Below are 19,378 nucleotides of genomic sequence, written 5' to 3' on the forward strand. Positions count from 1 at the left end.
GACCGCCTGACCGCCTCGGACTTCTTTCCACGAAGCAACGCTGCGATCAGGACGAACGCGGGCACCGTGCCCGGAGGGTCCGGCCCGACCACTGGACCTCTGCTGGCGGCGGGCATAGGGTCCGCGCGCAAACCTGCGGGCTGCCCAGCCGCCCGCCAGAAGGAGACCGGCCATGGCGATAGGCAGCAACATCCGAACCTATTTCAACGGCACCTGGAATGACGGCGACGTGCCGATCATGCGGGCCGCCGACCATGGCAGCTGGCTTGGCAGCACGGTGTTCGACGGCGCACGGATGTTCGAAGGCGTGACGCCGGATCTCGACGCCCATTGCGCCCGCGTCAACCGTTCCGCGGAGGCTTTGATGATCACGCCCACGGTCAGCACCGAGGATATGGTCGAGATCGCCCGCGAAGGGCTTGCGGCCTACAACAAGGGCGCGGCCGTGTATATCCGGCCGATGTACTGGGCGCTGGACGGCGGCGACACAGGTGTGCTGCCGAAGCAGGGTGCGACGGGTTTCGCGATCTGCCTGGAGGAGATCCCGATGGCTCCCGCCGACAAGGCCACCACGCTGACGCGGACCCGGTTCCGTCGCCCGGTGCTCGAATCGAGCGTCTGCAACGCCAAGGCCGGCTGCCTTTACCCCAACAACGGGCGTATGCTCGCCGAGGCCAAGACCAAGGGCTTCGGCAATGCCCTTGTGGCCGACGCGCTCGGAAACGTCGCCGAGAGCGCCACGGCGAACGTCTTCATGGTGCGGGACGGCGTGGTTTTCACCCCCGTCGCCAACGGCACCTTCCTGTCCGGCATCACCCGTGCCCGCCACATCTCCAACCTGCGGGCCGACGGGCTCGAGGTGGTGGAGACTGTGCTGAGCTTCGAGGATTTCGAAGCGGCGGACGAGGTCTTCCTGTCGGGCAACATGTCCAAGGTCACCCCGGTCACGGCCTTCGACGATGTCTCCTACCAGGTCGGCCCGGTCGCGCGGCGCGCCCGCGACCTCTACTGGGATTGGGCGCTCTCGGCCGCTTGATGCCATGGGCCCAGCTCCTGCGGCGGCTCCTCGGGGCCGGCGCGCTGGCAAGCGGGCTGATCTCGGTCTGGCTGCTCGCGCAGTCGCCTTTCGCCGCGCCATGGGTCGAGCGGAACGCCGACGAGGCGAAACGGGCGCTCGACCGGGCCATCGCGCGGCAGGTCACCCCCGACTGGCTGTTGCCCCGGGTTGACGCGGCGCTCGCCGAGGACGACCTTCTTGCGCTGGAAAGCTACCTCTCGCTTGCGGAGGACCACGGCGTCGCCCTGCCGGACGACCGACGCCGCGATATCGAGTTGCTGCAGGCGCGTCGGGAGAGCCTGCTCGGACAGGCGGGCGCCTGCGGGTCCTGCGCCTGGGACATCACAACCTGCGACAGCTTTCAAAGGCTCGGTCTTTGTGCCCTACCCGTCGAAATCACGCCGATCGGCGATCTGAACGCGCTCCGCCGGAATGGCGCAGCCCTGGCGAGCGGCGCGGAGGTCGACGGCATCGAGGTCGGCCTCGCCACCCTTGGCCTGGGCGCAAGCGCCGCGGTGGTCGCTACCTGGGGCGGCGCGGGGCCGGTCAAGCTCGGGGTGACGGCGCTTCGCCTGTCGCGGCGGCTTGGCACCCTCACGCCGGAATTCACCCGGGTCCTGAAGGCTTCGCTACCACCAAGGCGCGCGCTCGTGCGTGGCGAGGGCCTCGGCCCGCTCCGGGCCGTGGCCGCCGATCTGGGCACCGTCTCGCGCAACACGACGCCCGCCGACACGCTCCTGCTGCTGCGGCAGGTCGACACGGCAGAGGATGCCGCCCGGCTGGCAAGGCTGTCCACGATCGCCGGGCCTGAGACTCGCCCCGCCCTTCTGGCACTTGGAAAGACACGCGCGTTTCGCACCCTCGTCCGATTGAGCGACATGGCCCGCGCCACGCTGGCGGCACTTGTGGCCCTCGTCGCGCAACTGGCAGGCTTGGCGCTTTCGCTTGTGTTGCGGTCCCTGCGGCGTCAGATTGCTGCAACCGAAAGCCGGCGTCTTTCCTGCCGGCAGGGGGAGTAGTCATGCGAAAGTTCCTCGTCGTGCTCGACGACACGCGAGAATGCCTGAACGCCATGCGTTTCGCCGCCATGCGGGCGGCCCATACCGGCGGCGGCGTAGAGATTCTGTCGGTGATCCCGCCGGAGGAGTTCCAGCACTGGATCGGGGTTGGCGACATCATGCGGGCCGAGGCGCGCGAGCGCATCGAGGTCCACTTCGAGGTCTTCGCCAAGTGGATGCGCGACCGTCAGGGGATCGACCCGCATCTCGTGATCCGCGAGGGCGAGCCGGTGCCGGAGTTGCTGGCACTGATCAAGGAAGATCCCGACATCGGCGTGCTGGTGCTGGGCGCCGGCACCGGCAAGGGCGGCCCCGGTCCGCTGGTCACCCAGCTTACCCGGAACGCGGGCACCTTGCCGATCCCGATCACCATCGTCCCCGGCAGCCTGAGCAAGGAACAGCTCGAGATGGTGAGCTGAGGCTCCCACTTTAGAATCATTCCAGACGGATTGACTCGGAGAACCCGAGGGCGCATATACGGTCCATCCCTCCAGAGAGGCCCTGCACATGTTTATCCAGACCGAATCCACGCCGAACCCGGCAACCCTGAAGTTCCTGCCCGGACAGACCGTGCTGGAAGCCGGCACCGCGGATTTCCCCTCCGCGAACGCCGCCGAAAGCTCGCCGCTCGCCAGCCGGATCTTTGCCGTGGGCGGGGTGACCGGCGTGTTCTTCGGCAACGACTTCGTCACCGTGACCAAGGCCGAAAGCGTCGAATGGGAGCACGTGAAGCCCGCGATCCTCGGGGCGATTATGGAGCACTTCCAGTCCGGCCAGCCGGCAATCGCCGACGGCTCGCAATCCTCCGGCGGCGGCCATGCCGCACACGATGGCGAGGATGCCGAGATCGTCAACCAGATCAAGGACCTGCTGGACACTCGTGTGCGCCCGGCGGTGGCCCAGGACGGCGGCGATATCACCTTCCACGGCTTCGACCGCGGCGTGGTTTACCTGCACATGCAGGGCGCCTGCGCCGGTTGCCCGTCCTCGACCCTTACCCTCAAGATGGGCATCGAGAACCTGCTGCGGCACTACATTCCGGAGGTCGTGGAGGTCCGCCCCGTTGCGGTCTGACCCGGCCATCCTGGCCTTCGACACATCGGCCGCGCATTGCGCGGCCGCTTTGCTGTTCAGAGGCGAGATCCTGCAGGCAGAGACCCGCGAAATGGGACGCGGCCAGGCAGAGGCGCTGATGCCCCTGCTGGAGGATGTGCTTGAGGCGGCGCATCTCGGCTGGAAGGATCTCGACGCGATCGCCGTGGGCATTGGACCGGGCAATTTCACCGGCATCCGCATATCCGTCTCCGCCGCGCGCGGGCTGGCACTGGCGCTTGGCATTCCCGCGGTCGGGGTTTCGACCTTCGACCTCATGGCCTACGGCCAGACCGGCGCGGAGCTTCTGGTGAGCCTGCCCGCCCCGCGCGACCAGGTCTATCTGCAGCCCTTCCACCACGGCACGGCCAGCGGCCCGGCGCGTCTGGCCGATCCCGCGACCCTGCCCGGCGGCCTTGGGCTGGAAGACGGCGGCATCGTCACCGGACACCGGGCCGAGGAGATCGCCCGGTCGCTGGGCGCACAGGCTGCCCCGGCCGAGCTTGAGGAGATTCCGCATCGCATTGCGCGCATCGCCGCTGAGCGGCTTGCCGGGGACGGCGTCGCGCCGGAGCGCCCTGCCCCGCTCTACGTGCGCGCTGCCGATGCCGCACCGCCCTCCGATCCGCCGCCGGTCATTCTGCCGTGACACCGGACCAGCTCGCCGACCTGCACGCTTCCTGCTTCGAATCCCCGCGGCCCTGGTCGGCGATGGAATTTGCGCAATTGCTCGACTCGGAACGGGTCTTTCTCTGCTCCGACGAGGCGGGTGTTGCGCTCGGCCGGGTGGTTGCGGACGAAGCGGAGTTGCTGACCCTCGCCGTCGCACCGGAAGCCCGGCGCAGCGGGGTCGGCCGGGAACTCATGGCCCGGTTCGAAGCGACAGCGAGCAGCCGCGGCGCCTGCTCTGCCTTCCTGGAGGTCAGCGCCGAAAACGCCCCGGCCATCGCCCTCTACGAGACATCGGGTTACCTTCGGGCCGGCCAGAGGCGTGGCTACTACGCCGCGCCGGACGGACGTCGCATCGACGCCCTGCTCTTTTCCAAGTCATTGACCTGACGCGGGACCTCTGGCCGGGCCGGTGCCGCCGAATGACGCACGGGAACGGGGCCACCTGACTGGCGGGACGACCAAAAACCGGTTGACCCCCCCTCGCCGCTGCGGCCTTATTCTCTCCGTGATCCAACGTGGATCTGACGTTTTCGCGGTTCGGGTCGAAGGGCCCGCCGCCCATAACATATCCAACCGGGAGACACCCAATGACCTTCATGCGGAGCATCCTCGGCGCAGCCGCCACCCTGGCGCTGGTCGCCGGCACGGCCGCGGCCGACCCCGCCATCATCTTCGACCTCGGCGGCAAGTTCGACAAGTCGTTCAACGAGTCGGCCTTCACCGGCGCCAAGCGTTGGGCCGACACCACCGGCGGCTCGTTCCGCGAGATCGAGATGCAGTCCGAAGCCCAGCGTGAACAGGCCCTGCGCCGCCTCGCCGAGGCCGGATCCAACCCGATCGTCATGACCGGCTTCGCCTTCGGCAACGTGCTGGCCGAGGTCGCGCCGGATTATCCCGACACCTCCTTCGCCATCATCGACGCCGTGGTCGACGAGCCCAACGTGCGTTCGGTTGTCTTCTCCGAGCATGAAGGCTCCTACCTGGTCGGCATGCTGGCCGCAGAGGCCTCCAAGTCCGGCACCGTCGGCTTCATCGGCGGCATGGACATCCCGCTGATCCGTCACTTCGCCTGCGGCTATGCCCAGGGCGTGAAGGCGGTGAACCCCGACGCCAAGATCATCTCCAACATGACCGGGACCACCCCGGCCGCCTGGAACGACCCGGTGAAGGGCTCCGAGCTTGCCAAGGCCCAGATCAGCCAGGGCGCGGACATCATCTATGCCGCCGCCGGCGGCACCGGCGTGGGTGTTCTGCAGGCCGCGGCCGATGCGGACGGCGTGCTCTCGATCGGCGTCGACAGCAACCAGAACCACCTGCACCCCGGCAAGGTCCTGACCTCGATGGTCAAGCGCGTCGACAACGCGGTCGAGAAGGCCTTCAACGACGGCCCGGGCTTTGAGACCGGCACCATCGTGCTCGGCCTCGCCGAAGAGGGCGTGGGCTATGCCATGGACGAGAACAACGCCGAGCTCGTCAGCGACGAGATGAAGGCCGCCGTCGAAGACGCCAAGCAGAAGATCATCTCCGGCGAAGTCGAGGTTGTCAGCTACTACGACAACAACTCATGCCCGGCGCTCGAGTTCTGATCTGACGCCGCAGAGACTGGCTAATCAGGAAAGGGCCGCGTAGCGTGAAGCCGCGTGGCCCTTTCTTTCCACTACGGGGGTGATCGATGAAGGATCTTGCCGAGAACTCTGGCCAGCCGCCCGGTGCGGCTCCGAACGCCCCTCCGGCGATCGAATTGCGCGGCATTTCCAAGGCCTTCGGCCCGGTGCAGGCCAACAAGGACATCTCGCTGAAGGTCGCAAAGGGTGCGATCCACGGCATCATCGGCGAGAACGGCGCCGGCAAGTCGACGCTGATGTCGATCCTCTACGGCTTCTACAAGGCCGACAGGGGGGAGATCCTGATCCACGGCAAACCGACCGAGATCCCTGACAGCCAGGCCGCCATCGCGGCCGGCATCGGCATGGTGTTCCAGCATTTCAAGCTGGTGGAGAACTTCACCGTCCTCGAGAACGTCGTGCTTGGCGCAGAGGAAGGCGCGCTGCTGCGGCCGACCCTCGCGAAGGCGCGCAAGCACCTGACCGCGATCGCCGAAGAATACGAGATGAACGTCGACCCCGACGCGCTGATCGAGGAGATCGGCGTGGGCCAGCAGCAGCGGGTCGAGATCCTGAAATCGCTCTACCGGCACGCCGACATCCTGATCCTCGACGAGCCGACCGGCGTGCTGACGCCAGCCGAGGCGGATCACCTGTTCCGCATCCTTCGCGGCCTCCGCGACGAGGGCAAGACGATCATCCTGATCACCCACAAGCTGCGCGAGATAATGGAGGTGACCGACACCGTCTCGGTGATGCGCCGCGGCGAGATGACGGCGACCGTCAAGACCGCCGAGACCAGCCCGGAGCAACTGGCCGAGCTAATGGTCGGCCGCAAGGTTCTGCTGCGCGTCGACAAGAAGCCGGCCCAGCCGGGCAAGACGATCCTGAAGGTCGAGGACCTGAAGGTCGTGGATGACGACAAGGTCGAGCGCCTCAAGGGCGTCTCCTTCGAGGTCCGCGCGGGCGAGATCCTCGGCATCGCGGGTGTCTCCGGCAACGGCCAGTCGGAGCTTCTGGAGGTGCTCGGCGGGATGATGTCCGCCACCGGCCGGGTCGAGATCAACGGCGAGTCCATCGACCTCACCGGCAAGCATTCCGACGGCCGCTCCCGCCGCAAGCGCGGCATCGCCCACGTCCCCGAGGATCGCCAGGCCGAGGGCCTGATCATGGATTTCACGGCCTGGGAGAACGTCGCCTTCGGCTACCAGTGGGATCCGGCCTACAACAATGGCTGGCTGATGGACAACGCCGGCATCCGCGAGGACACGGCCGGCAAGATGGAGCGCTTCGACGTGCGCCCGCCGAATGCCCATCTGGCGGCCAAGAGCTTTTCCGGGGGCAATCAGCAGAAGATCGTCCTGGCGCGCGAGATCGAGCGCAATCCGGACCTGCTGCTGGTCGGTCAGCCAACTCGCGGCGTCGACATCGGCGCCATCGAGTTCATTCACCAGCGGATCATCGAGCTTCGAAACGCCGGCAAGGCGATCCTGCTTGTCTCAGTGGAACTGGACGAGATCATGGGGATGTCGGACAGGATCGCGGTGATGTTCGACGGCCGGATCATGGGCGAACGCCTGCCCGGCGAGACCAACGAGCGAGAACTCGGCCTGCTGATGGCCGGCGTGACCAGTGGCGAGGGGAAAGCATAATGGATGTGATGCCCAAATGGGCCGACGTGGTGCTGGTGCCACTGATCAGCCTGATCCTCGCTTTCGGTATCTCCGCCCTGGTCATCCTCGGCATCGGCAAGGACCCGGTCGAGGCGGTCAAGCTGATGGTCACCGGCGCCTTCGGCTCGACCTATGGCTGGGGCTACACGCTCTTCTACGCGACGAACTTCATCTTCACCGGGCTGGCCTTTGCCGTGGCCTCCCATGCCAGCATGTTCAACATCGGCTCGGAGGGCCAGGCGACGCTCGGCGGCCTCGGCGTGGCGCTGGTGTGTCTCGCCCTGCCCTGGCCGCACTGGGCGATTGCGCTTCCCGCCGCGATGATCGGCGGCGCGCTCTTCGGCGCCGCCTGGGCCTTCCTGCCGGCCTGGCTGCAGGCGAAGCGGGGCAGCCACATCGTCATCACCACCATCATGTTCAACTTCATCGGCGCCGCCGTGCTGAACTACATGCTGGTCAACGTGATGCGCCCCGAGGGGTCCATGGACCCGGCCTCCGCCAAGTTCCCGGCGGGCACCAACCTGCCGACGCTGCACGACATCCTCGCCCCTTTCGGCATCGAGTTCTCCAGTGCCGCCCCGGCCAACATCAGCTTCCTGATCGCGCTGCTGGCCTGTTTCCTCGTCTGGCTGATGCTCTGGCGCACCCGGTTCGGCTTCGAGCTGCGCGCCTTTGGCCGCTCCGAATCCGCGGCGGTCTATGCGGGCATCTCGCCCGCCAAGATCATCATCGTCGCGATGCTGATCTCCGGCGGCCTGTCCGGCCTGATGGCGATCAACAACGTCATGGGAGAGGCCGAACGGCTGGTTCTGAACTCGGTCGAGGGCGCGGGCTTCATCGGCATCGCGGTGGCGCTCATGGGGCGCAACCACCCGGTGGGCGTGGCTCTGGCAGCGATCCTCTTCGGCTTCCTCTACCAAGGCGGCGCGGAACTGGCGCTGTGGATGTCGATCCCGCGTGAGTTGATCGTGGTGATCCAGGGCCTCGTGATCCTGTTCACCGGTGCGCTGGACAACATGGTTCGCATGCCGATCGAACGGGTGTTCCTGATGATGCGGCGCAACGCCAAGGCAGGAGAGTGAGCATGGATTTCTCGACACTGATCCAGATCCTCGACTCGACCATGCGGCTGGCCACGCCATTGCTGCTGGCCTGCCTGGCGGGCCTCTTCTCCGAGCGGTCCGGAATCTTCGACATCGGACTGGAAGCCAAGATGCTGATCTCCGCCTTCTTCTCGGCGGCGGTGGCCTATGACACGGGCTCTGTCTGGCTCGGGCTGCTGGCCGGCATTGCCGCATCGATGGTCTTTGCCGCCATCCATGGGGTGGCCTCGATCACCTTTCGCGGCAACCAGCTGATCTCGGGCGTGGCGCTCAACTTCCTCGCCTCCGGCATGACCGTGCTGATCGCGCAGAACTGGTTCCAGCAGGGCGGCCGGACGCCGTCGCTGCTCGGCAAGGCCCGTTTCGAGCCGCTCACCCTGCCCTTCGCGGACGCATTCTCGGACGTTCCCGTGCTGGGCCCGATCTATTCCGAGCTCCTGTCGGGCCATTCCATCCTCGTCTACGTGGCTCTGCTGGCCGTGCCGGCGACCTACTGGGTGCTCTACCGCACCCGCTTCGGCCTGCGCCTGCGCGCGGTCGGCGAGAACCCCGCAGCGGTGGATACCGCCGGCGTCTCGGTGATCGGCCTGCGCTATGCCGCCGTCGCCATCGCCGGGCTGCTCTGCGGCATCGCCGGGGCCTATCTCGCCACCGGCCTGCAGGCCGGGTTCGTCAAGGACATGACCGCCGGCCGAGGCTATATCGCGCTCGCGGCGCTGATCTTTGCCAAGTGGCGGCCGTGGTACGCGCTCTCCGCCTGCCTGCTCTTCGGCCTGCTGCAGGCGCTGGCGCTGCGGACCGACGTGGTCGAGGCGATCTTCCCCTTCCGGATGCCGGTGCAGCTGCTCGACAGCCTGCCCTACATCCTGACGGTGGTGATCCTGGCCGGTTTCGTGGGCAAGGCGATCCCGCCGCGTGCGGGCGGCCAACCTTACGTCAAGGAGCGCTGAGCAGCGCCATGCGCTCTGGCGCCTTGGGACCACGACCCCCAAGGCGCCAGGCCGCACTTGTTCCGCGGAACCTTACGTCAACGGCAACCCGGAAAATCGCGCCATGAAAGTAGCGGGAACCCCGGCTTGGGCGTTGCGGCATCACAAGTCTCGGCCTAAAGGTCGCACATGCAGATATACCTGCCCATCGCCGAAGTCTCCGTTAACGCCTTCCAACTGCTCGGTCTCGGCGGGCTTGTCGGCGTCCTGTCCGGCATGTTCGGCGTGGGGGGCGGCTTTCTCCTGACGCCGTTGCTGTTCTTCGCAGGGATCCCGCCCGCGGTGGCCGTGGCGACCGGAGCCAACCAGATCGTTGCCTCCTCCGTCTCCGGCGTCCTGGCGCATTTCCGGCGCAAGACGGTCGACATCCGCATGGGGTTCGTGTTGCAGGCCGGCGGCCTGGTGGGCGCGGCCATGGGCATCGCCGTCTTCAACCTGCTCAAGGCGCTCGGACAGGTCGACCTGCTCATCACCCTGTTCTACGTCGTCTTCCTCGGGATCGTCGGCAGCCTGATGCTCGTCGAATCCCTCCGCGCGCTGCGCCGCTCGAAGTCGGACGTGCCCAAACCCTACACGCGGCGACAGCGCAACTGGGTCCATACCTGGCCCCTGAAGATGCGGTTCCGCGCCTCCGGTCTCTATATCTCCGTGATCCCCCCCCTGCTCGTCGGCATGTCGGTGGGCGTGCTCGCCGCGATCATGGGCGTCGGCGGCGGCTTCATCATGGTCCCGGCGATGATCTACATCCTCGGCATGCCGACCAAGGTTGTCGTCGGCACCTCGCTGTTCCAGATCATCCTCGTCGCCGCCTTCTCGACGCTGCTGCACGCGATCACCAACCACACGGTGGACATGGTTCTGGCGCTCCTGCTGCTGATTGGCGGCGTCGTCGGCGCGCAGTTCGGCACGCAGATCGGAACGAAGCTCAAAGCCGAACAGCTGCGGGTGCTGCTGGCGGCGCTGGTGCTCGCGGTCTGCGGCAAGCTCGCCGCCGACCTGCTGATAGAGCCGCGCGAGCTGTTCTCTATCAGTGAAGCCGGGGGGCAGACCTGATGCGCAGGTTGCTGTCCGCCGCCCTCGCCCTCGCCGCCGCCCTCGGCATCTCCGCCGCGGCAAAGGCGCAGACTGTCGTCGCCGACCTGAGCCAGAGCCGGGTTGCGATCACCACGAATTTCGCCGGATCCCAGATTCTCGTTTTCGGTGCCGTACAGGAGACCGGACCGGACGCCGGCACCCCGTTCGACATCATCGTGACGGTCTCCGGACCGAGGGAGCCGGTGACCGTCCGCAAAAAGGATCGCGTGGCCGGAATCTGGGTGAATACGGAAGCCGTGGATGTCACAGCTGCGCCGGCCTTCTACGCCATTTCCACGAACCGGCGCATGGAGCAGATCCTGTCCATGACCGAAGACCTGCGCCGCTCGATCACCATCCCCCGGGCGATCCGCTCCGCCGGCCTGGCCAGCCAGGTCGACGAGGCTGAGGAATTCACCGAGGCGCTGATCCGCCTGAAGGAGAAGAACGGCAGCTACCGCGTCGAGGAATTCGGCGTCACGATGATCGGGCAGCCGCTGTTCCGGACCGACATCAACCTTCCGTCCAACATCTCCGAAGGTCGCTACACCGCGCGGATCTTCATGCTGCGGGACAAACAGGTTATCGCCTCTTACACCGACGTTCTCGACGTGCGGAAGGTCGGGCTGGAGCGCTGGATCTACAACCTCGCCCAGGAGCAGGCCATGATCTACGGCCTGCTCTCCCTCGCGATCGCGATGGTCGCGGGCTGGGGCGCGTCCGCCGCCTTCCGCTACATCCGGGGAAACTGAACTGGCCGAGCTAGGCGGTCCGGTTCAACCGGTCCTCCAGCACCTCGAAAGGCACGGAAGGCTCGTTCTTGCCGTCCCGGATGACCAGCGAGGTCTTGACGCTGGCGACATTGGGCGCCGCCGTCAACTGCCCGGTCAGGAAGGACTGGAAGGTGGACAGGTCGGGCGCCACGCATTTCAGGATGAAATCGATCTCGCCGTTGAGCATGTGGCATTCGCGAACCAGCGGCCACTCGCGGCATTTCTGCTCGAAGGCGCTCAGATCGGCCTCGGCCTGGCTGTTCAGCCCCACCATGGCAAAGACCTGGACCTCGAAGCCGAGTTCGCGCGGGTCGATATCAGCATGGTAGCCACGGATGAAGCCGGCCTCCTCCAGGGTGCGAACGCGTCGCAGGCACGGGGGAGCTGAGATGCCGACCCGTCGCGCGAGCTCGACATTGGTCATGCGGCCGTCCGCCTGGAGTTCCGCCAGAATCTGGCGATCGATTGGGTCGAGTTTTGCTCCCGGCATTCAGCCCTCCGAGTTTTTCCAAACCTTAGCGAGGCAAGCCGGGCTGCGCAACAATGTTTCACAAAAGCGCAACATTTATCCGCCTTGCGGTGTGTGCATGGCTGAATGCGGGAAAAGCTTCCAGTTCGATCGGCCCGGTCTTATATCCGACGGAACGGTGCCCCATGCGCGGCACTTCAGGTTTACGAAAGGCTCCAGATGTCCAGCACCCGCCACACCCGCGTTCTCATCATCGGATCCGGTCCGGCCGGTTACACCGCCGCCGTATATGCAAGCCGCGCCATGCTTAACCCCATCCTCGTTCAGGGGATCCAGCCGGGCGGGCAGCTGACGATCACCACCGAGGTCGAGAACTGGCCCGGCGAGAAGGAGATTCAGGGGCCGGACCTGATGGTGCAGATGGAAGAGCACGCGCGCGCCGTGGGCACCGAGATCATTGCGGATCATATCGCGTCGATCGATCTGTCGCGCCGCCCGTTCACGGCACATGGCGACAGCGGAACCACTTACACTGCCGATGCCGTCATCCTCGCCACGGGTGCCCAGGCGAAGTGGATCGGCATGCCGGGCGAGGAGAAGTTCAAGGGCTTCGGAGTCTCGGCTTGTGCGACCTGTGACGGGTTCTTCTATCGCGGCAAGGAGGTCGTGGTGATAGGCGGCGGAAACACCGCGGTCGAGGAAGCGCTCTTCCTGACCAACTTCGCCAGCAAGGTGACCCTGGTGCACCGCCGCGATTCCCTGCGTGCAGAGAAGATCCTGCAGGACCGGCTGTTCAAGCACCCCAAGGTCGAGATCCTCTGGGATCACACGCCCGAAGAGATCGTCGGCGCCGAAACACCGCTCAGCGTCGAGGGTCTGCGCGCCCGCAACGTCAAGACCGGCGAGATCACCCTGGTTCCCGCCGCCGGCGTCTTCGTCGCGATCGGCCATGCGCCTGCATCGGAACTGGTGAAGGACCAGCTCGAGACCCACATGGGCGGCTACGTTGTCACCGCGCCCGATTCCACGGCCACCTCCATCCCCGGGGTCTTTGCCGCGGGCGATCTGACCGACCACAAGTACCGGCAGGCGGTGACCTCCGCCGGCATGGGCTGCATGGCCGCGCTGGAGGCCGAGCATTTTCTGGCGGCGGCAGACGCCGAAGCCCCCGTCACCGAGCCCGCCTGACGCGGCCTTGCGCCGCGGCATTCTCCACGTAGCGCCGAAACGGCGAGGTGTGTACGCGTGTCCCTCGCCGGACATGGGTATTTGATCCAAGAAGAGAGAGCCGTCTCGATCATTGCGGAGTGTCATCCGGCGTCCCTGCCGGCATGTGGGCCATACGCCTCAATCCGAAGATGTTGCCATCAGGCCGCAATCCGCCGATTCCCCTTACGAAATGCCCTCCCCCCCTTTGATCCCGGCGGCTTTCGTGGAATGCGTTCATGCGTGAACATATAACGAGTCGCCGATGCCACCCGCCGCCGAGAAAGCCACGACACCAGAGGAGGAGGACCTGCTCTTCCGTCTGCTGCGTCAGCTCGATCTGGCGCCGGAGGCGTCGCAGCGGGCCACCGCCGCGGCCCTTGGCATCTCGCTCGGCCGGCTGAACGCCCAGCTTCGGGCGGCTGCCGAGGCCGGGCTGGTCAAGGTCACCGAGCGCGACGGGCCCGACAAGCGGCTACGCTTCGCCTATTCCATCACTTCCCGCGGGGCGGCCGAGCAATCCCGTCTGCGGGACCAGTTCCTCGGACGAAAATTCGCGGAATACGACGCCCTGCACGCAGAACTGACCGGCACGACGAGCGGTCTCAACCCATTTCAACACAGGACCAAGACGATGCAGAACCAACACGCTCCCATTCCGGAGCTTTATGTCTCGCATGAGAGCGCTCAGAAACTGAAGGTCGAAGCCGCCGACCTGCCGAGCTGGGATCTGACCCCGCGCCAGATCTGCGACCTCGAACTCCTGATGAACGGCGGCTTCAACCCGCTCAAGGGCTTCCTCTCTGAAGAGGATTACAACGGCGTCGTCGAGAACATGCGCCTGGCCGACGGCACCCTCTGGCCAATGCCGATCACGCTCGACGTGAGCCAGAAATTCGCCGACAGCGTCGAGCCCGGCCAGGACATCGCGCTGCGCGACCAGGAAGGCGTGATCCTCGCCATCCTGTCGATCACCGACCGGTTCACCCCGAACAAGGCCAAGGAAGCCGAGAAGGTCTTTGGCGCCGATGACGTCGCCCACCCGGCCGTCAACTACCTGCACAACGTGGCCGGCCCGGTCTATCTCGGCGGTCCGGTCATCGGCATCCAGCAGCCCGTCCATTACGACTTCCGCGCCCGTCGCGACACGCCCAATGAGCTGCGCGCCTATTTTCGCAAGCTCGGCTGGCGGAAGATCGTGGCCTTCCAGACCCGCAACCCGCTGCACCGCGCGCACCAGGAACTGACCTTCCGCGCAGCCAAGGAGTGCCAGGCCAACCTGCTGATCCATCCGGTCGTCGGCATGACCAAGCCGGGCGACGTGGACCACTTCACCCGCGTGCGTTGCTACGAAGCGGTTCTGGACAAGTACCCTGCCGCCACCACCACCATGTCGCTGCTGCCGCTGGCGATGCGCATGGCCGGCCCCCGCGAGGCGGTCTGGCACGGGCTGATCCGCAAGAACCACGGCGTGACCCACTTCATCGTCGGCCGCGACCACGCCGGCCCGGGGAGCAACAGCAAGGGCGAGGATTTCTACGGCCCCTACGACGCGCAGGACCTCTTCAAAGAGCACGAGGAGGAAATGGGCATCGAGATGGTGCCGTTCAAACACATGGTCTACGTGCAGGAGCGCGCCCAGTATGAGCCGGCCGACGAGATCGAAGAGGGCGTGACCGTTCTCAACATCTCCGGCACCGAGCTGCGTCGCCGCCTGGCCGAGGGCCTCGAGATCCCCGACTGGTTCTCCTTCCCCGACGTGGTCTCCGAGCTTCGCCGCACCCGTCCGCCGCGGGCCAAGCAGGGCTTCACCGTGTTTTTCACCGGCTTCTCCGGCTCCGGCAAGTCGACCATCGCCAACGCGCTCATGGTCAAGCTGATGGAGATGGGCGGCCGCCCGGTGACGCTGCTTGACGGCGACATCGTGCGCAAGAACCTCTCCAGCGAGCTGGGCTTCTCCAAGGAGCACCGCGACCTGAACATTCGCCGCATCGGCTACGTGGCGTCCGAGATCACCAAGAACGGCGGTATCGCGATCTGTGCGCCGATCGCGCCCTACGCGACCACCCGTCGCGCGGTGCGTGAGGATATCGAATCCTACGGCGCCTTCGTCGAGGTCCACGTCGCGACCACGATCGAGGAATGCGAGAAGCGGGACCGCAAGGGCCTCTACAAGCTCGCCCGCGAAGGCAAGATCAAGGAGTTCACCGGCATCTCCGACCCCTACGACGTGCCGGAGAACCCCGAGCTGCGCCTCGACACCGACGGCGTCGATGTCGATTACTGCGCCCAGCAGGTGCTGCTGAAGCTCGAGAGCATGGGCCTGATCGGCGCCGAATCCTGATCGCAGGCGCGCCCTGACGACAAGCGAACGCCCCGCCATCTGGCGGGGCGTTCTGCTTTTCCCGCCTGCCGCTACGGCTGATTGCGCCTTCGCGGGAATCCCCTCCAAATTGCCCCAATCCGCCTGCGATTTCGCCGGATTCCGGGCGCCTCCTCACGCTTATTGTTGATGTGTTGAGAGGTGAATTTCATGGGGATGTTCAATCGCGCCGGTTTCAGGTCAACCGGGGTCTGGGTTCTGCTGCGATACCTTGCGCTCCCGATCCTGATCTGCGCCGCGGTCTATTCCTTCGGCGGCCCCCACCTGCGCACCAAGATCCACGCCAGGGCGTCTGCGGTCGTCACTCCGGTGCAGGATAGCGTGAAAGCCCTCCTCGGGCGCTCGGAGATGCTGCAGGAGCGGGTTCACTTGCGGGATCCCGAGATCGCCCCCGGCACGGCCACGATCCGGATCTCCGACCTGCCGGTCGCGGCCCAAGTCCCCGTGGTGAAACTTAGCGATCTGCCGACGGTCGAAGGCACGCAAACCGTGCGCCTGAGCGACCTGCCGGAACCGGTGGAGAACACCTACTATTTCCTGACAAACAAGCCCGAGCCGACGCTGGCGGTGATGACATCCGGCAGGCCGGTGCCGCGTCCGGTGCAGGCGGCATTGGCAGACGTGGTCGCGGTGGACGTCACGGGAGCGGCCCGGGACGGGTCCGCGGGCGCGCTCGAAACGCCGTGAGTGGCGGCAGTCAGTGGACGTTCACCGGGGTCAGGTCGTTCTGACGCGCGAGGACGAACGCGAGTTTGCGACCCCTTACAAGGGCGAGGCGCTGCCCTTCGGCGTCATGCACCGCATACAGGTCCTTCACGCCCTCGGCCTGGCGCCGCAGTTCTTCCGGCAGATCGTCGAGATCGACGGGGCGGACATAGACGATCGGCCTTTCGTTCGTCGTCTGCGATTCGCCGATCGGATGCTTGTGATCCATGTCTGCCTCCTCAGTTCCGGTTGATCTGGATTGTCTGAACAACGGTGTCGGGCGCTGCATGTTCCAGATCCACATGCAGCAATCCGTTTTCCATCGACGCGCCCTTCACCTCGACACCGTCCGCCAGCACGAAGCTGCGCTGGAACTGACGCGCGGCAATGCCGCGATGGAGGAAGAAGCGCTCGCCATCCTCTTCAGCCTGACGGCCACGGATCACCAGCTGGCGGTCTTCGACGGTGATCGACAGGTCGGTCTCCGAGAATCCCGCAACCGCAAGAGTTATCCGATAGTTCCGCTCGCCGGATTGTTCGATGTTGTAGGGCGGATAGCCGTCGTTTCCAGACTTCGCAGTCCGTTCGACGAGGCGCTCCAACTGTTCGAATCCCAACAGGAAGGGATGCGAACCGAGGGCTGTCTTGGTCATCAGGCACGTCCTTTCATGAAGCGACCATGCAAATACGGGCCCCGTGTTCGGGCACCCGAAGGTGAATATGGGCGCGACGCGGGCACCGCGCAAGGTTGGGGCTTTGCGCGAGCGCCCGAACCCGCCTATATTCGGGGAGTTATCGCGCAAAGTTGACGAAGGGTCCGATGAACGCTCCCAGTGAAATGGATCCGCTCGAGGTCAAGCGGGTGAAGCTGCGGGTTCTCGTCCGGGAACACCGCGATCTCGACGACGCCATCCGCGCCCTCGAAGAGACCGGCACCGCCGATCCGTTCACCGTCCGCCGGCTGAAGAAGCAGAAGCTCGTGCTGAAGGACCGGATCGCGGTCCTCGAAGACGAGATCACCCCGGACATCATCGCCTGAAGCCACGCAGCCGTTGCCCCTGCCCGCGGCGCTGCTATGGTGCGCGCTCGCGAAAGCAGGAGGGCGAAATGCCGGAGCCGAAGGTGGGAATCATCATGGGCAGCCAGTCGGACTGGCCCACCATGAAGGAAGCCGCGAAGATCCTCGAGGAACTTGGCGTGCCCTTCGAGACCAAGATCGTATCCGCGCACCGCACGCCCGACCGGCTCTGGGCCTATGGAAAGTCCGCCGCCGAACGGGGCCTGAAGGCGATCGTCGCGGGCGCTGGCGGCGCGGCGCACCTGCCGGGCATGGTCGCCTCCAAGACCCGCGTGCCGGTGATCGGCGTGCCGGTGCAGACCCGCGCCCTTTCGGGCGTCGACTCGCTCTATTCCATCGTCCAGATGCCCAAGGGTTTTCCGGTGGCCACGATGGCAATCGGCGCGGCCGGCGCCGCAAACGGCGGGCTGATGGCCGCCGCGATCCTCGCCAACGAAGACCCTGCCCTCGCCGAACGGCTCGAGGCCTGGCGCGCCGCGCTCTCCGCGTCGATCCCCGAGGCGCCGGAGGATCTGGAAGAGTGAGCGCGATCGGATTCATCGGCACGGGTCACATCGCGGCCCCGATGGTGCGCCACCTTGCTGCCAAGGGGCACGAGATCGTCGTGACCGAGCGGAATGCCGAGGTCTCCGCGGCGCTGGCTGCCGAACTCGGCGTGGGCGTGAGCGACGCGCAGGGTGTGATCGACCGGTCCGAGATCGTCTTTCTCTGCCTGCGTCCGCAGATCGCCGAAGACGTGCTGTCGGAGCTGACCTTTCGCGCCGGGCAGATGATCGTGTCGGTCATGGCCGGCATCGGCGTGGAGCGGCTGCAGGTGATCTGCGCCCCCGCTGGCGACATCGTGCAGACGGTCCCTCTCGGCTTCGTCGAAAAGGGCGGTTGCCCGCTGGCGGCCCATGGCGACACCGATCTGCTCGCCTCGCTCTTCGAACCTGAGAACCCGGTCGTGCCAGTCGCCAGCGAGGCGGCCCTCGACGCGCATTTCGCGATCTGCGCCATGGTGCCCGGCCTGCTCGACCTGATGGCGACGGCCTCCGGCTGGCTCGGCGCCCGCACCGGCGACGCCGACGCGGCCGAGTTCTACACCACCCAGATGATGACCGGCTTCCTCGCCGCGATGGACAAGGGCGGAGCCGGCCGGCTGGCCGAGGAGCGGGACGCGCTGGCCACCGAGGCCACCCTCAGCCTGCAGATGGTTCAGGGCCTCTCCAACGGCGGCGCCCATGCGGCGCTGGCCGAAACTCTACAAGCGATCCGAAGCAGATTGAGCGGCGATTGATGACAGCCCCCCTTCCCCCCGGCGCCACCATCGGAGTTCTCGGCGGCGGCCAGCTCGGCCGGATGCTCTCGGTCGCGGCGGCGCGTCTCGGATACCGGAGCCACATCTTCGAACCCGGCGCGGCTCCGGCGGCGGATGTCGCCGCGGACACCACCCGCGCGCCCTACGAGGACGGGGAGGCGCTGGAAGCCTTTGCCCGCTCGGTCGACGTGGTGACCTTCGAGTTCGAGAACGTCCCCGCCGAGGCGCTCGACCGCATCGAGGCGCTCCGGCCGCTCCGCCCGAATCGCAAGGCGCTTGCGGTCAGCCAGGACCGGCTGCACGAGAAGGACTTCCTCTGCGGCCTCGGGCTTGCCACAGCGCCCTACCGGAATGTCGAAAGCGAGGACGACCTGCAGCGCGCCGTGGAGGCGCTCGGGTGCCCGTCGATCCTCAAGACCCGCCGCCTCGGATATGACGGCAAGGGCCAGGTCCGCCTCGCCGCCGCCACCGATGTCCCCGAGGCCTACGCTGCGATGCAGGGCGCGCCGGCGCTGCTCGAAGGGTTCGTCGACTTCTCCATGGAGATCTCGGTCATCGCCGCCCGCGGCGTCTCCGGCGAGGTCGCCTGTTTCGATCCCGGCCAGAACCTGCACGAGGGCGGCATCCTGCGTCGGACCACCGTGCCCGCCCCGATCCCGGCCCGGCTGCGCACCGATGCGGTGCTGCTGGCCGGCCGCATCCTGAATGCGCTGGACTACGTCGGCGTGCTCGGCGTGGAGCTCTTCGTCACCCCGGCCGGCCTTGTGGTCAACGAGATCGCCCCGCGGGTGCACAATTCCGGCCACTGGACCCAGAATGGCTGCGCCGTCGACCAGTTCGAGCAGCATATCCGTGCCGTTGCAGGCTGGCCGCTTGGCGACGGCAGCCGATATGCCGACGTCGTCATGGAGAACCTGATCGGCGACGACATGGACCGCGTGCCCGAGCTCGCCTCCACACCGTCCACCGCGCTGCACCTCTACGGCAAGGCGGAAACCCGTCCCGGCCGCAAGATGGGCCACGCGAACCACGTTTCTCCGAAGACCGACTGACCCGTCATCTGTTCGGAAAACATCCTCGAGCGGAACACGCCGCCTCGAGCGCGCCCCCTGGAGCCCCGCCGCCACCTCTCCGCCAAGGCC

Annotated in this window: 22 protein-coding genes; 19 read left to right on the forward strand and 3 right to left on the reverse strand. The window is 66.5% G+C overall.

The annotated features are described in order from the left end of the window. The first annotated feature begins 172 nt into the window (after nucleotides 1-172). From ACFQ2S_RS01670 to ACFQ2S_RS01725, 12 genes are all read left to right on the forward strand, one after another. Nucleotides 173-1,036: a branched-chain amino acid aminotransferase gene (locus ACFQ2S_RS01670; protein ID WP_386072171.1), complete on the forward strand. Its 864-nt coding sequence runs from the start codon at nucleotides 173-175 to the stop codon at nucleotides 1,034-1,036. Beyond that, the gene (locus tag ACFQ2S_RS01675; protein WP_386072172.1) at nucleotides 1,036-2,076 is read left to right on the forward strand and encodes a hypothetical protein; all 1,041 of its coding nucleotides are present in this window, start codon (nucleotides 1,036-1,038) and stop codon (nucleotides 2,074-2,076) included. Before ACFQ2S_RS01670 ends, ACFQ2S_RS01675 begins: the two co-directional genes overlap by 1 nt. 2 nt (nucleotides 2,077-2,078) lie before the next feature. Continuing rightward, a complete protein-coding gene (locus tag ACFQ2S_RS01680) occupies nucleotides 2,079-2,534 on the forward strand; it encodes a universal stress protein (RefSeq protein WP_386072173.1) in 456 nt (151 codons plus the stop codon). A gap of 88 nt (nucleotides 2,535-2,622) precedes the next feature. Continuing rightward, on the forward strand, nucleotides 2,623-3,189 hold the full coding sequence (locus ACFQ2S_RS01685) for a NifU family protein (RefSeq protein ID WP_386072174.1): 567 nt from the start codon (nucleotides 2,623-2,625) through the stop codon (nucleotides 3,187-3,189). Beyond that, complete coding sequence (gene tsaB, locus ACFQ2S_RS01690) at nucleotides 3,179-3,856, forward strand: tRNA (adenosine(37)-N6)-threonylcarbamoyltransferase complex dimerization subunit type 1 TsaB (RefSeq protein WP_386072177.1); 678 nt, start codon at nucleotides 3,179-3,181, stop codon at nucleotides 3,854-3,856. The genes ACFQ2S_RS01685 and tsaB overlap by 11 nt, the downstream gene beginning before the upstream one ends. Continuing rightward, nucleotides 3,853-4,266 (forward strand): GNAT family N-acetyltransferase, encoded by a 414-nt coding sequence (locus ACFQ2S_RS01695; protein ID WP_386072178.1) that lies wholly within the window; start codon nucleotides 3,853-3,855, stop codon nucleotides 4,264-4,266. The genes tsaB and ACFQ2S_RS01695 overlap by 4 nt, the downstream gene beginning before the upstream one ends. 200 nt (nucleotides 4,267-4,466) lie before the next feature. Continuing rightward, nucleotides 4,467-5,465 carry a BMP family lipoprotein gene (locus ACFQ2S_RS01700; RefSeq protein ID WP_386072180.1) on the forward strand — a complete coding sequence of 333 codons (999 nt, stop codon included), beginning with the start codon at nucleotides 4,467-4,469 and terminating at the stop codon, nucleotides 5,463-5,465. Nucleotides 5,466-5,551: 86 nt separating this feature from the next. Further along, on the forward strand, nucleotides 5,552-7,135 hold the full coding sequence (locus ACFQ2S_RS01705) for an ABC transporter ATP-binding protein (protein WP_386072181.1): 1,584 nt from the start codon (nucleotides 5,552-5,554) through the stop codon (nucleotides 7,133-7,135). Further along, nucleotides 7,135-8,238: an ABC transporter permease gene (locus tag ACFQ2S_RS01710; RefSeq protein WP_386072183.1), complete on the forward strand. Its 1,104-nt coding sequence runs from the start codon at nucleotides 7,135-7,137 to the stop codon at nucleotides 8,236-8,238. The genes ACFQ2S_RS01705 and ACFQ2S_RS01710 overlap by 1 nt, the downstream gene beginning before the upstream one ends. A gap of 2 nt (nucleotides 8,239-8,240) precedes the next feature. Next, nucleotides 8,241-9,209 (forward strand): ABC transporter permease, encoded by a 969-nt coding sequence (locus ACFQ2S_RS01715; protein ID WP_386072184.1) that lies wholly within the window; start codon nucleotides 8,241-8,243, stop codon nucleotides 9,207-9,209. Nucleotides 9,210-9,377: 168 nt separating this feature from the next. Then, nucleotides 9,378-10,301, forward strand: coding sequence for a sulfite exporter TauE/SafE family protein (locus ACFQ2S_RS01720; protein ID WP_386072185.1), 924 nt, complete (start codon nucleotides 9,378-9,380; stop codon nucleotides 10,299-10,301). Beyond that, a complete protein-coding gene (locus ACFQ2S_RS01725; protein ID WP_386072187.1) occupies nucleotides 10,301-11,074 on the forward strand; it encodes a TIGR02186 family protein in 774 nt (257 codons plus the stop codon). The genes ACFQ2S_RS01720 and ACFQ2S_RS01725 overlap by 1 nt, the downstream gene beginning before the upstream one ends. Before the next feature lie 10 nt (nucleotides 11,075-11,084). Here the strand turns inward: ACFQ2S_RS01725 and ACFQ2S_RS01730 are convergent, their stop codons facing one another. Further along, nucleotides 11,085-11,585 (reverse strand): Lrp/AsnC family transcriptional regulator, encoded by a 501-nt coding sequence (locus tag ACFQ2S_RS01730; RefSeq protein ID WP_386072189.1) that lies wholly within the window; start codon nucleotides 11,583-11,585, stop codon nucleotides 11,085-11,087. A 198-nt stretch (nucleotides 11,586-11,783) separates the two neighbouring features. On the opposite strand from ACFQ2S_RS01730, the gene trxB reads away from it, so the two are divergent. The 3 genes from trxB (at nucleotide 11,784) to ACFQ2S_RS01745 (ending at nucleotide 15,840) form a co-directional block, all read left to right on the forward strand. Next, complete coding sequence (gene trxB / locus ACFQ2S_RS01735) at nucleotides 11,784-12,752, forward strand: thioredoxin-disulfide reductase (RefSeq protein ID WP_386072190.1); 969 nt, start codon at nucleotides 11,784-11,786, stop codon at nucleotides 12,750-12,752. 283 nt (nucleotides 12,753-13,035) lie between these two features. Beyond that, on the forward strand, nucleotides 13,036-15,114 hold the full coding sequence (locus ACFQ2S_RS01740) for a bifunctional sulfate adenylyltransferase/adenylylsulfate kinase (RefSeq protein ID WP_386072192.1): 2,079 nt from the start codon (nucleotides 13,036-13,038) through the stop codon (nucleotides 15,112-15,114). A 189-nt stretch (nucleotides 15,115-15,303) separates the two neighbouring features. Further along, on the forward strand, nucleotides 15,304-15,840 hold the full coding sequence (locus ACFQ2S_RS01745; RefSeq protein ID WP_386072194.1) for a hypothetical protein: 537 nt from the start codon (nucleotides 15,304-15,306) through the stop codon (nucleotides 15,838-15,840). A 10-nt stretch (nucleotides 15,841-15,850) separates the two neighbouring features. Here ACFQ2S_RS01745 and ACFQ2S_RS01750 read toward each other — a convergent pair whose 3' ends face one another. Together ACFQ2S_RS01750 and ACFQ2S_RS01755 are read right to left on the reverse strand one after the other, a co-directional pair. Further along, complete coding sequence (locus tag ACFQ2S_RS01750) at nucleotides 15,851-16,087, reverse strand: DUF1150 family protein (protein WP_386072196.1); 237 nt, start codon at nucleotides 16,085-16,087, stop codon at nucleotides 15,851-15,853. Nucleotides 16,088-16,097: 10 nt separating this feature from the next. Then, the gene (locus ACFQ2S_RS01755; protein ID WP_089232146.1) at nucleotides 16,098-16,511 is read right to left on the reverse strand and encodes an Hsp20 family protein; all 414 of its coding nucleotides are present in this window, start codon (nucleotides 16,509-16,511) and stop codon (nucleotides 16,098-16,100) included. A gap of 167 nt (nucleotides 16,512-16,678) precedes the next feature. On the opposite strand from ACFQ2S_RS01755, the gene ACFQ2S_RS01760 reads away from it, so the two are divergent. The 4 genes from ACFQ2S_RS01760 to ACFQ2S_RS01775 all read left to right on the forward strand — a co-directional run bounded on the left by ACFQ2S_RS01760 (nucleotide 16,679) and on the right by ACFQ2S_RS01775 (nucleotide 19,288). Next, on the forward strand, nucleotides 16,679-16,897 hold the full coding sequence (locus ACFQ2S_RS01760; RefSeq protein WP_089232147.1) for a YdcH family protein: 219 nt from the start codon (nucleotides 16,679-16,681) through the stop codon (nucleotides 16,895-16,897). Nucleotides 16,898-16,965: 68 nt separating this feature from the next. Continuing rightward, nucleotides 16,966-17,460, forward strand: a complete 495-nt coding sequence (gene purE, locus ACFQ2S_RS01765) for a 5-(carboxyamino)imidazole ribonucleotide mutase (RefSeq protein ID WP_386072198.1) — start codon at nucleotides 16,966-16,968, stop codon at nucleotides 17,458-17,460. Beyond that, nucleotides 17,457-18,215 (forward strand): NAD(P)-binding domain-containing protein, encoded by a 759-nt coding sequence (locus ACFQ2S_RS01770; protein WP_386072200.1) that lies wholly within the window; start codon nucleotides 17,457-17,459, stop codon nucleotides 18,213-18,215. The genes purE and ACFQ2S_RS01770 overlap by 4 nt, the downstream gene beginning before the upstream one ends. After that, the gene (locus ACFQ2S_RS01775; RefSeq protein WP_386072202.1) at nucleotides 18,215-19,288 is read left to right on the forward strand and encodes a 5-(carboxyamino)imidazole ribonucleotide synthase; all 1,074 of its coding nucleotides are present in this window, start codon (nucleotides 18,215-18,217) and stop codon (nucleotides 19,286-19,288) included. Before ACFQ2S_RS01770 ends, ACFQ2S_RS01775 begins: the two co-directional genes overlap by 1 nt. Nucleotides 19,289-19,378 lie beyond the last annotated feature (90 nt).

Source organism: Tropicimonas aquimaris (assembly GCF_042676185.1).
In the GTDB taxonomy this organism is placed as follows: domain Bacteria; phylum Pseudomonadota; class Alphaproteobacteria; order Rhodobacterales; family Rhodobacteraceae; genus Tropicimonas; species Tropicimonas aquimaris.

Excerpts from the sequence above, each read along its gene's own strand:
- purE (WP_386072198.1), top strand. The coding sequence starts at position 16,966 with ATGCCGGAGCCGAAGGTGGGAATCATCATGGGCAGCCAGTCGGACTGG.
- ACFQ2S_RS01740 (WP_386072192.1), top strand. The coding sequence starts at position 13,036 with ATGCCACCCGCCGCCGAGAAAGCCACGACACCAGAGGAGGAGGACCTG.
- ACFQ2S_RS01700 (WP_386072180.1), top strand. The coding sequence starts at position 4,467 with ATGACCTTCATGCGGAGCATCCTCGGCGCAGCCGCCACCCTGGCGCTG.
- trxB (WP_386072190.1), top strand. The coding sequence starts at position 11,784 with ATGTCCAGCACCCGCCACACCCGCGTTCTCATCATCGGATCCGGTCCG.
- ACFQ2S_RS01675 (WP_386072172.1), top strand. The coding sequence starts at position 1,036 with ATGCCATGGGCCCAGCTCCTGCGGCGGCTCCTCGGGGCCGGCGCGCTG.
- ACFQ2S_RS01730 (WP_386072189.1), bottom strand. The coding sequence starts at position 11,585 with ATGCCGGGAGCAAAACTCGACCCAATCGATCGCCAGATTCTGGCGGAA.
- ACFQ2S_RS01670 (WP_386072171.1), top strand. The coding sequence starts at position 173 with ATGGCGATAGGCAGCAACATCCGAACCTATTTCAACGGCACCTGGAAT.
- ACFQ2S_RS01710 (WP_386072183.1), top strand. The coding sequence starts at position 7,135 with ATGGATGTGATGCCCAAATGGGCCGACGTGGTGCTGGTGCCACTGATC.
- ACFQ2S_RS01720 (WP_386072185.1), top strand. The coding sequence starts at position 9,378 with ATGCAGATATACCTGCCCATCGCCGAAGTCTCCGTTAACGCCTTCCAA.
- ACFQ2S_RS01745 (WP_386072194.1), top strand. The coding sequence starts at position 15,304 with ATGGGGATGTTCAATCGCGCCGGTTTCAGGTCAACCGGGGTCTGGGTT.
- ACFQ2S_RS01685 (WP_386072174.1), top strand. The coding sequence starts at position 2,623 with ATGTTTATCCAGACCGAATCCACGCCGAACCCGGCAACCCTGAAGTTC.
- ACFQ2S_RS01750 (WP_386072196.1), bottom strand. The coding sequence starts at position 16,087 with ATGGATCACAAGCATCCGATCGGCGAATCGCAGACGACGAACGAAAGG.
- ACFQ2S_RS01755 (WP_089232146.1), bottom strand. The coding sequence starts at position 16,511 with ATGACCAAGACAGCCCTCGGTTCGCATCCCTTCCTGTTGGGATTCGAA.
- ACFQ2S_RS01680 (WP_386072173.1), top strand. The coding sequence starts at position 2,079 with ATGCGAAAGTTCCTCGTCGTGCTCGACGACACGCGAGAATGCCTGAAC.
- ACFQ2S_RS01705 (WP_386072181.1), top strand. The coding sequence starts at position 5,552 with ATGAAGGATCTTGCCGAGAACTCTGGCCAGCCGCCCGGTGCGGCTCCG.
- ACFQ2S_RS01715 (WP_386072184.1), top strand. The coding sequence starts at position 8,241 with ATGGATTTCTCGACACTGATCCAGATCCTCGACTCGACCATGCGGCTG.
- ACFQ2S_RS01775 (WP_386072202.1), top strand. The coding sequence starts at position 18,215 with ATGACAGCCCCCCTTCCCCCCGGCGCCACCATCGGAGTTCTCGGCGGC.
- ACFQ2S_RS01760 (WP_089232147.1), top strand. The coding sequence starts at position 16,679 with ATGAACGCTCCCAGTGAAATGGATCCGCTCGAGGTCAAGCGGGTGAAG.
- ACFQ2S_RS01725 (WP_386072187.1), top strand. The coding sequence starts at position 10,301 with ATGCGCAGGTTGCTGTCCGCCGCCCTCGCCCTCGCCGCCGCCCTCGGC.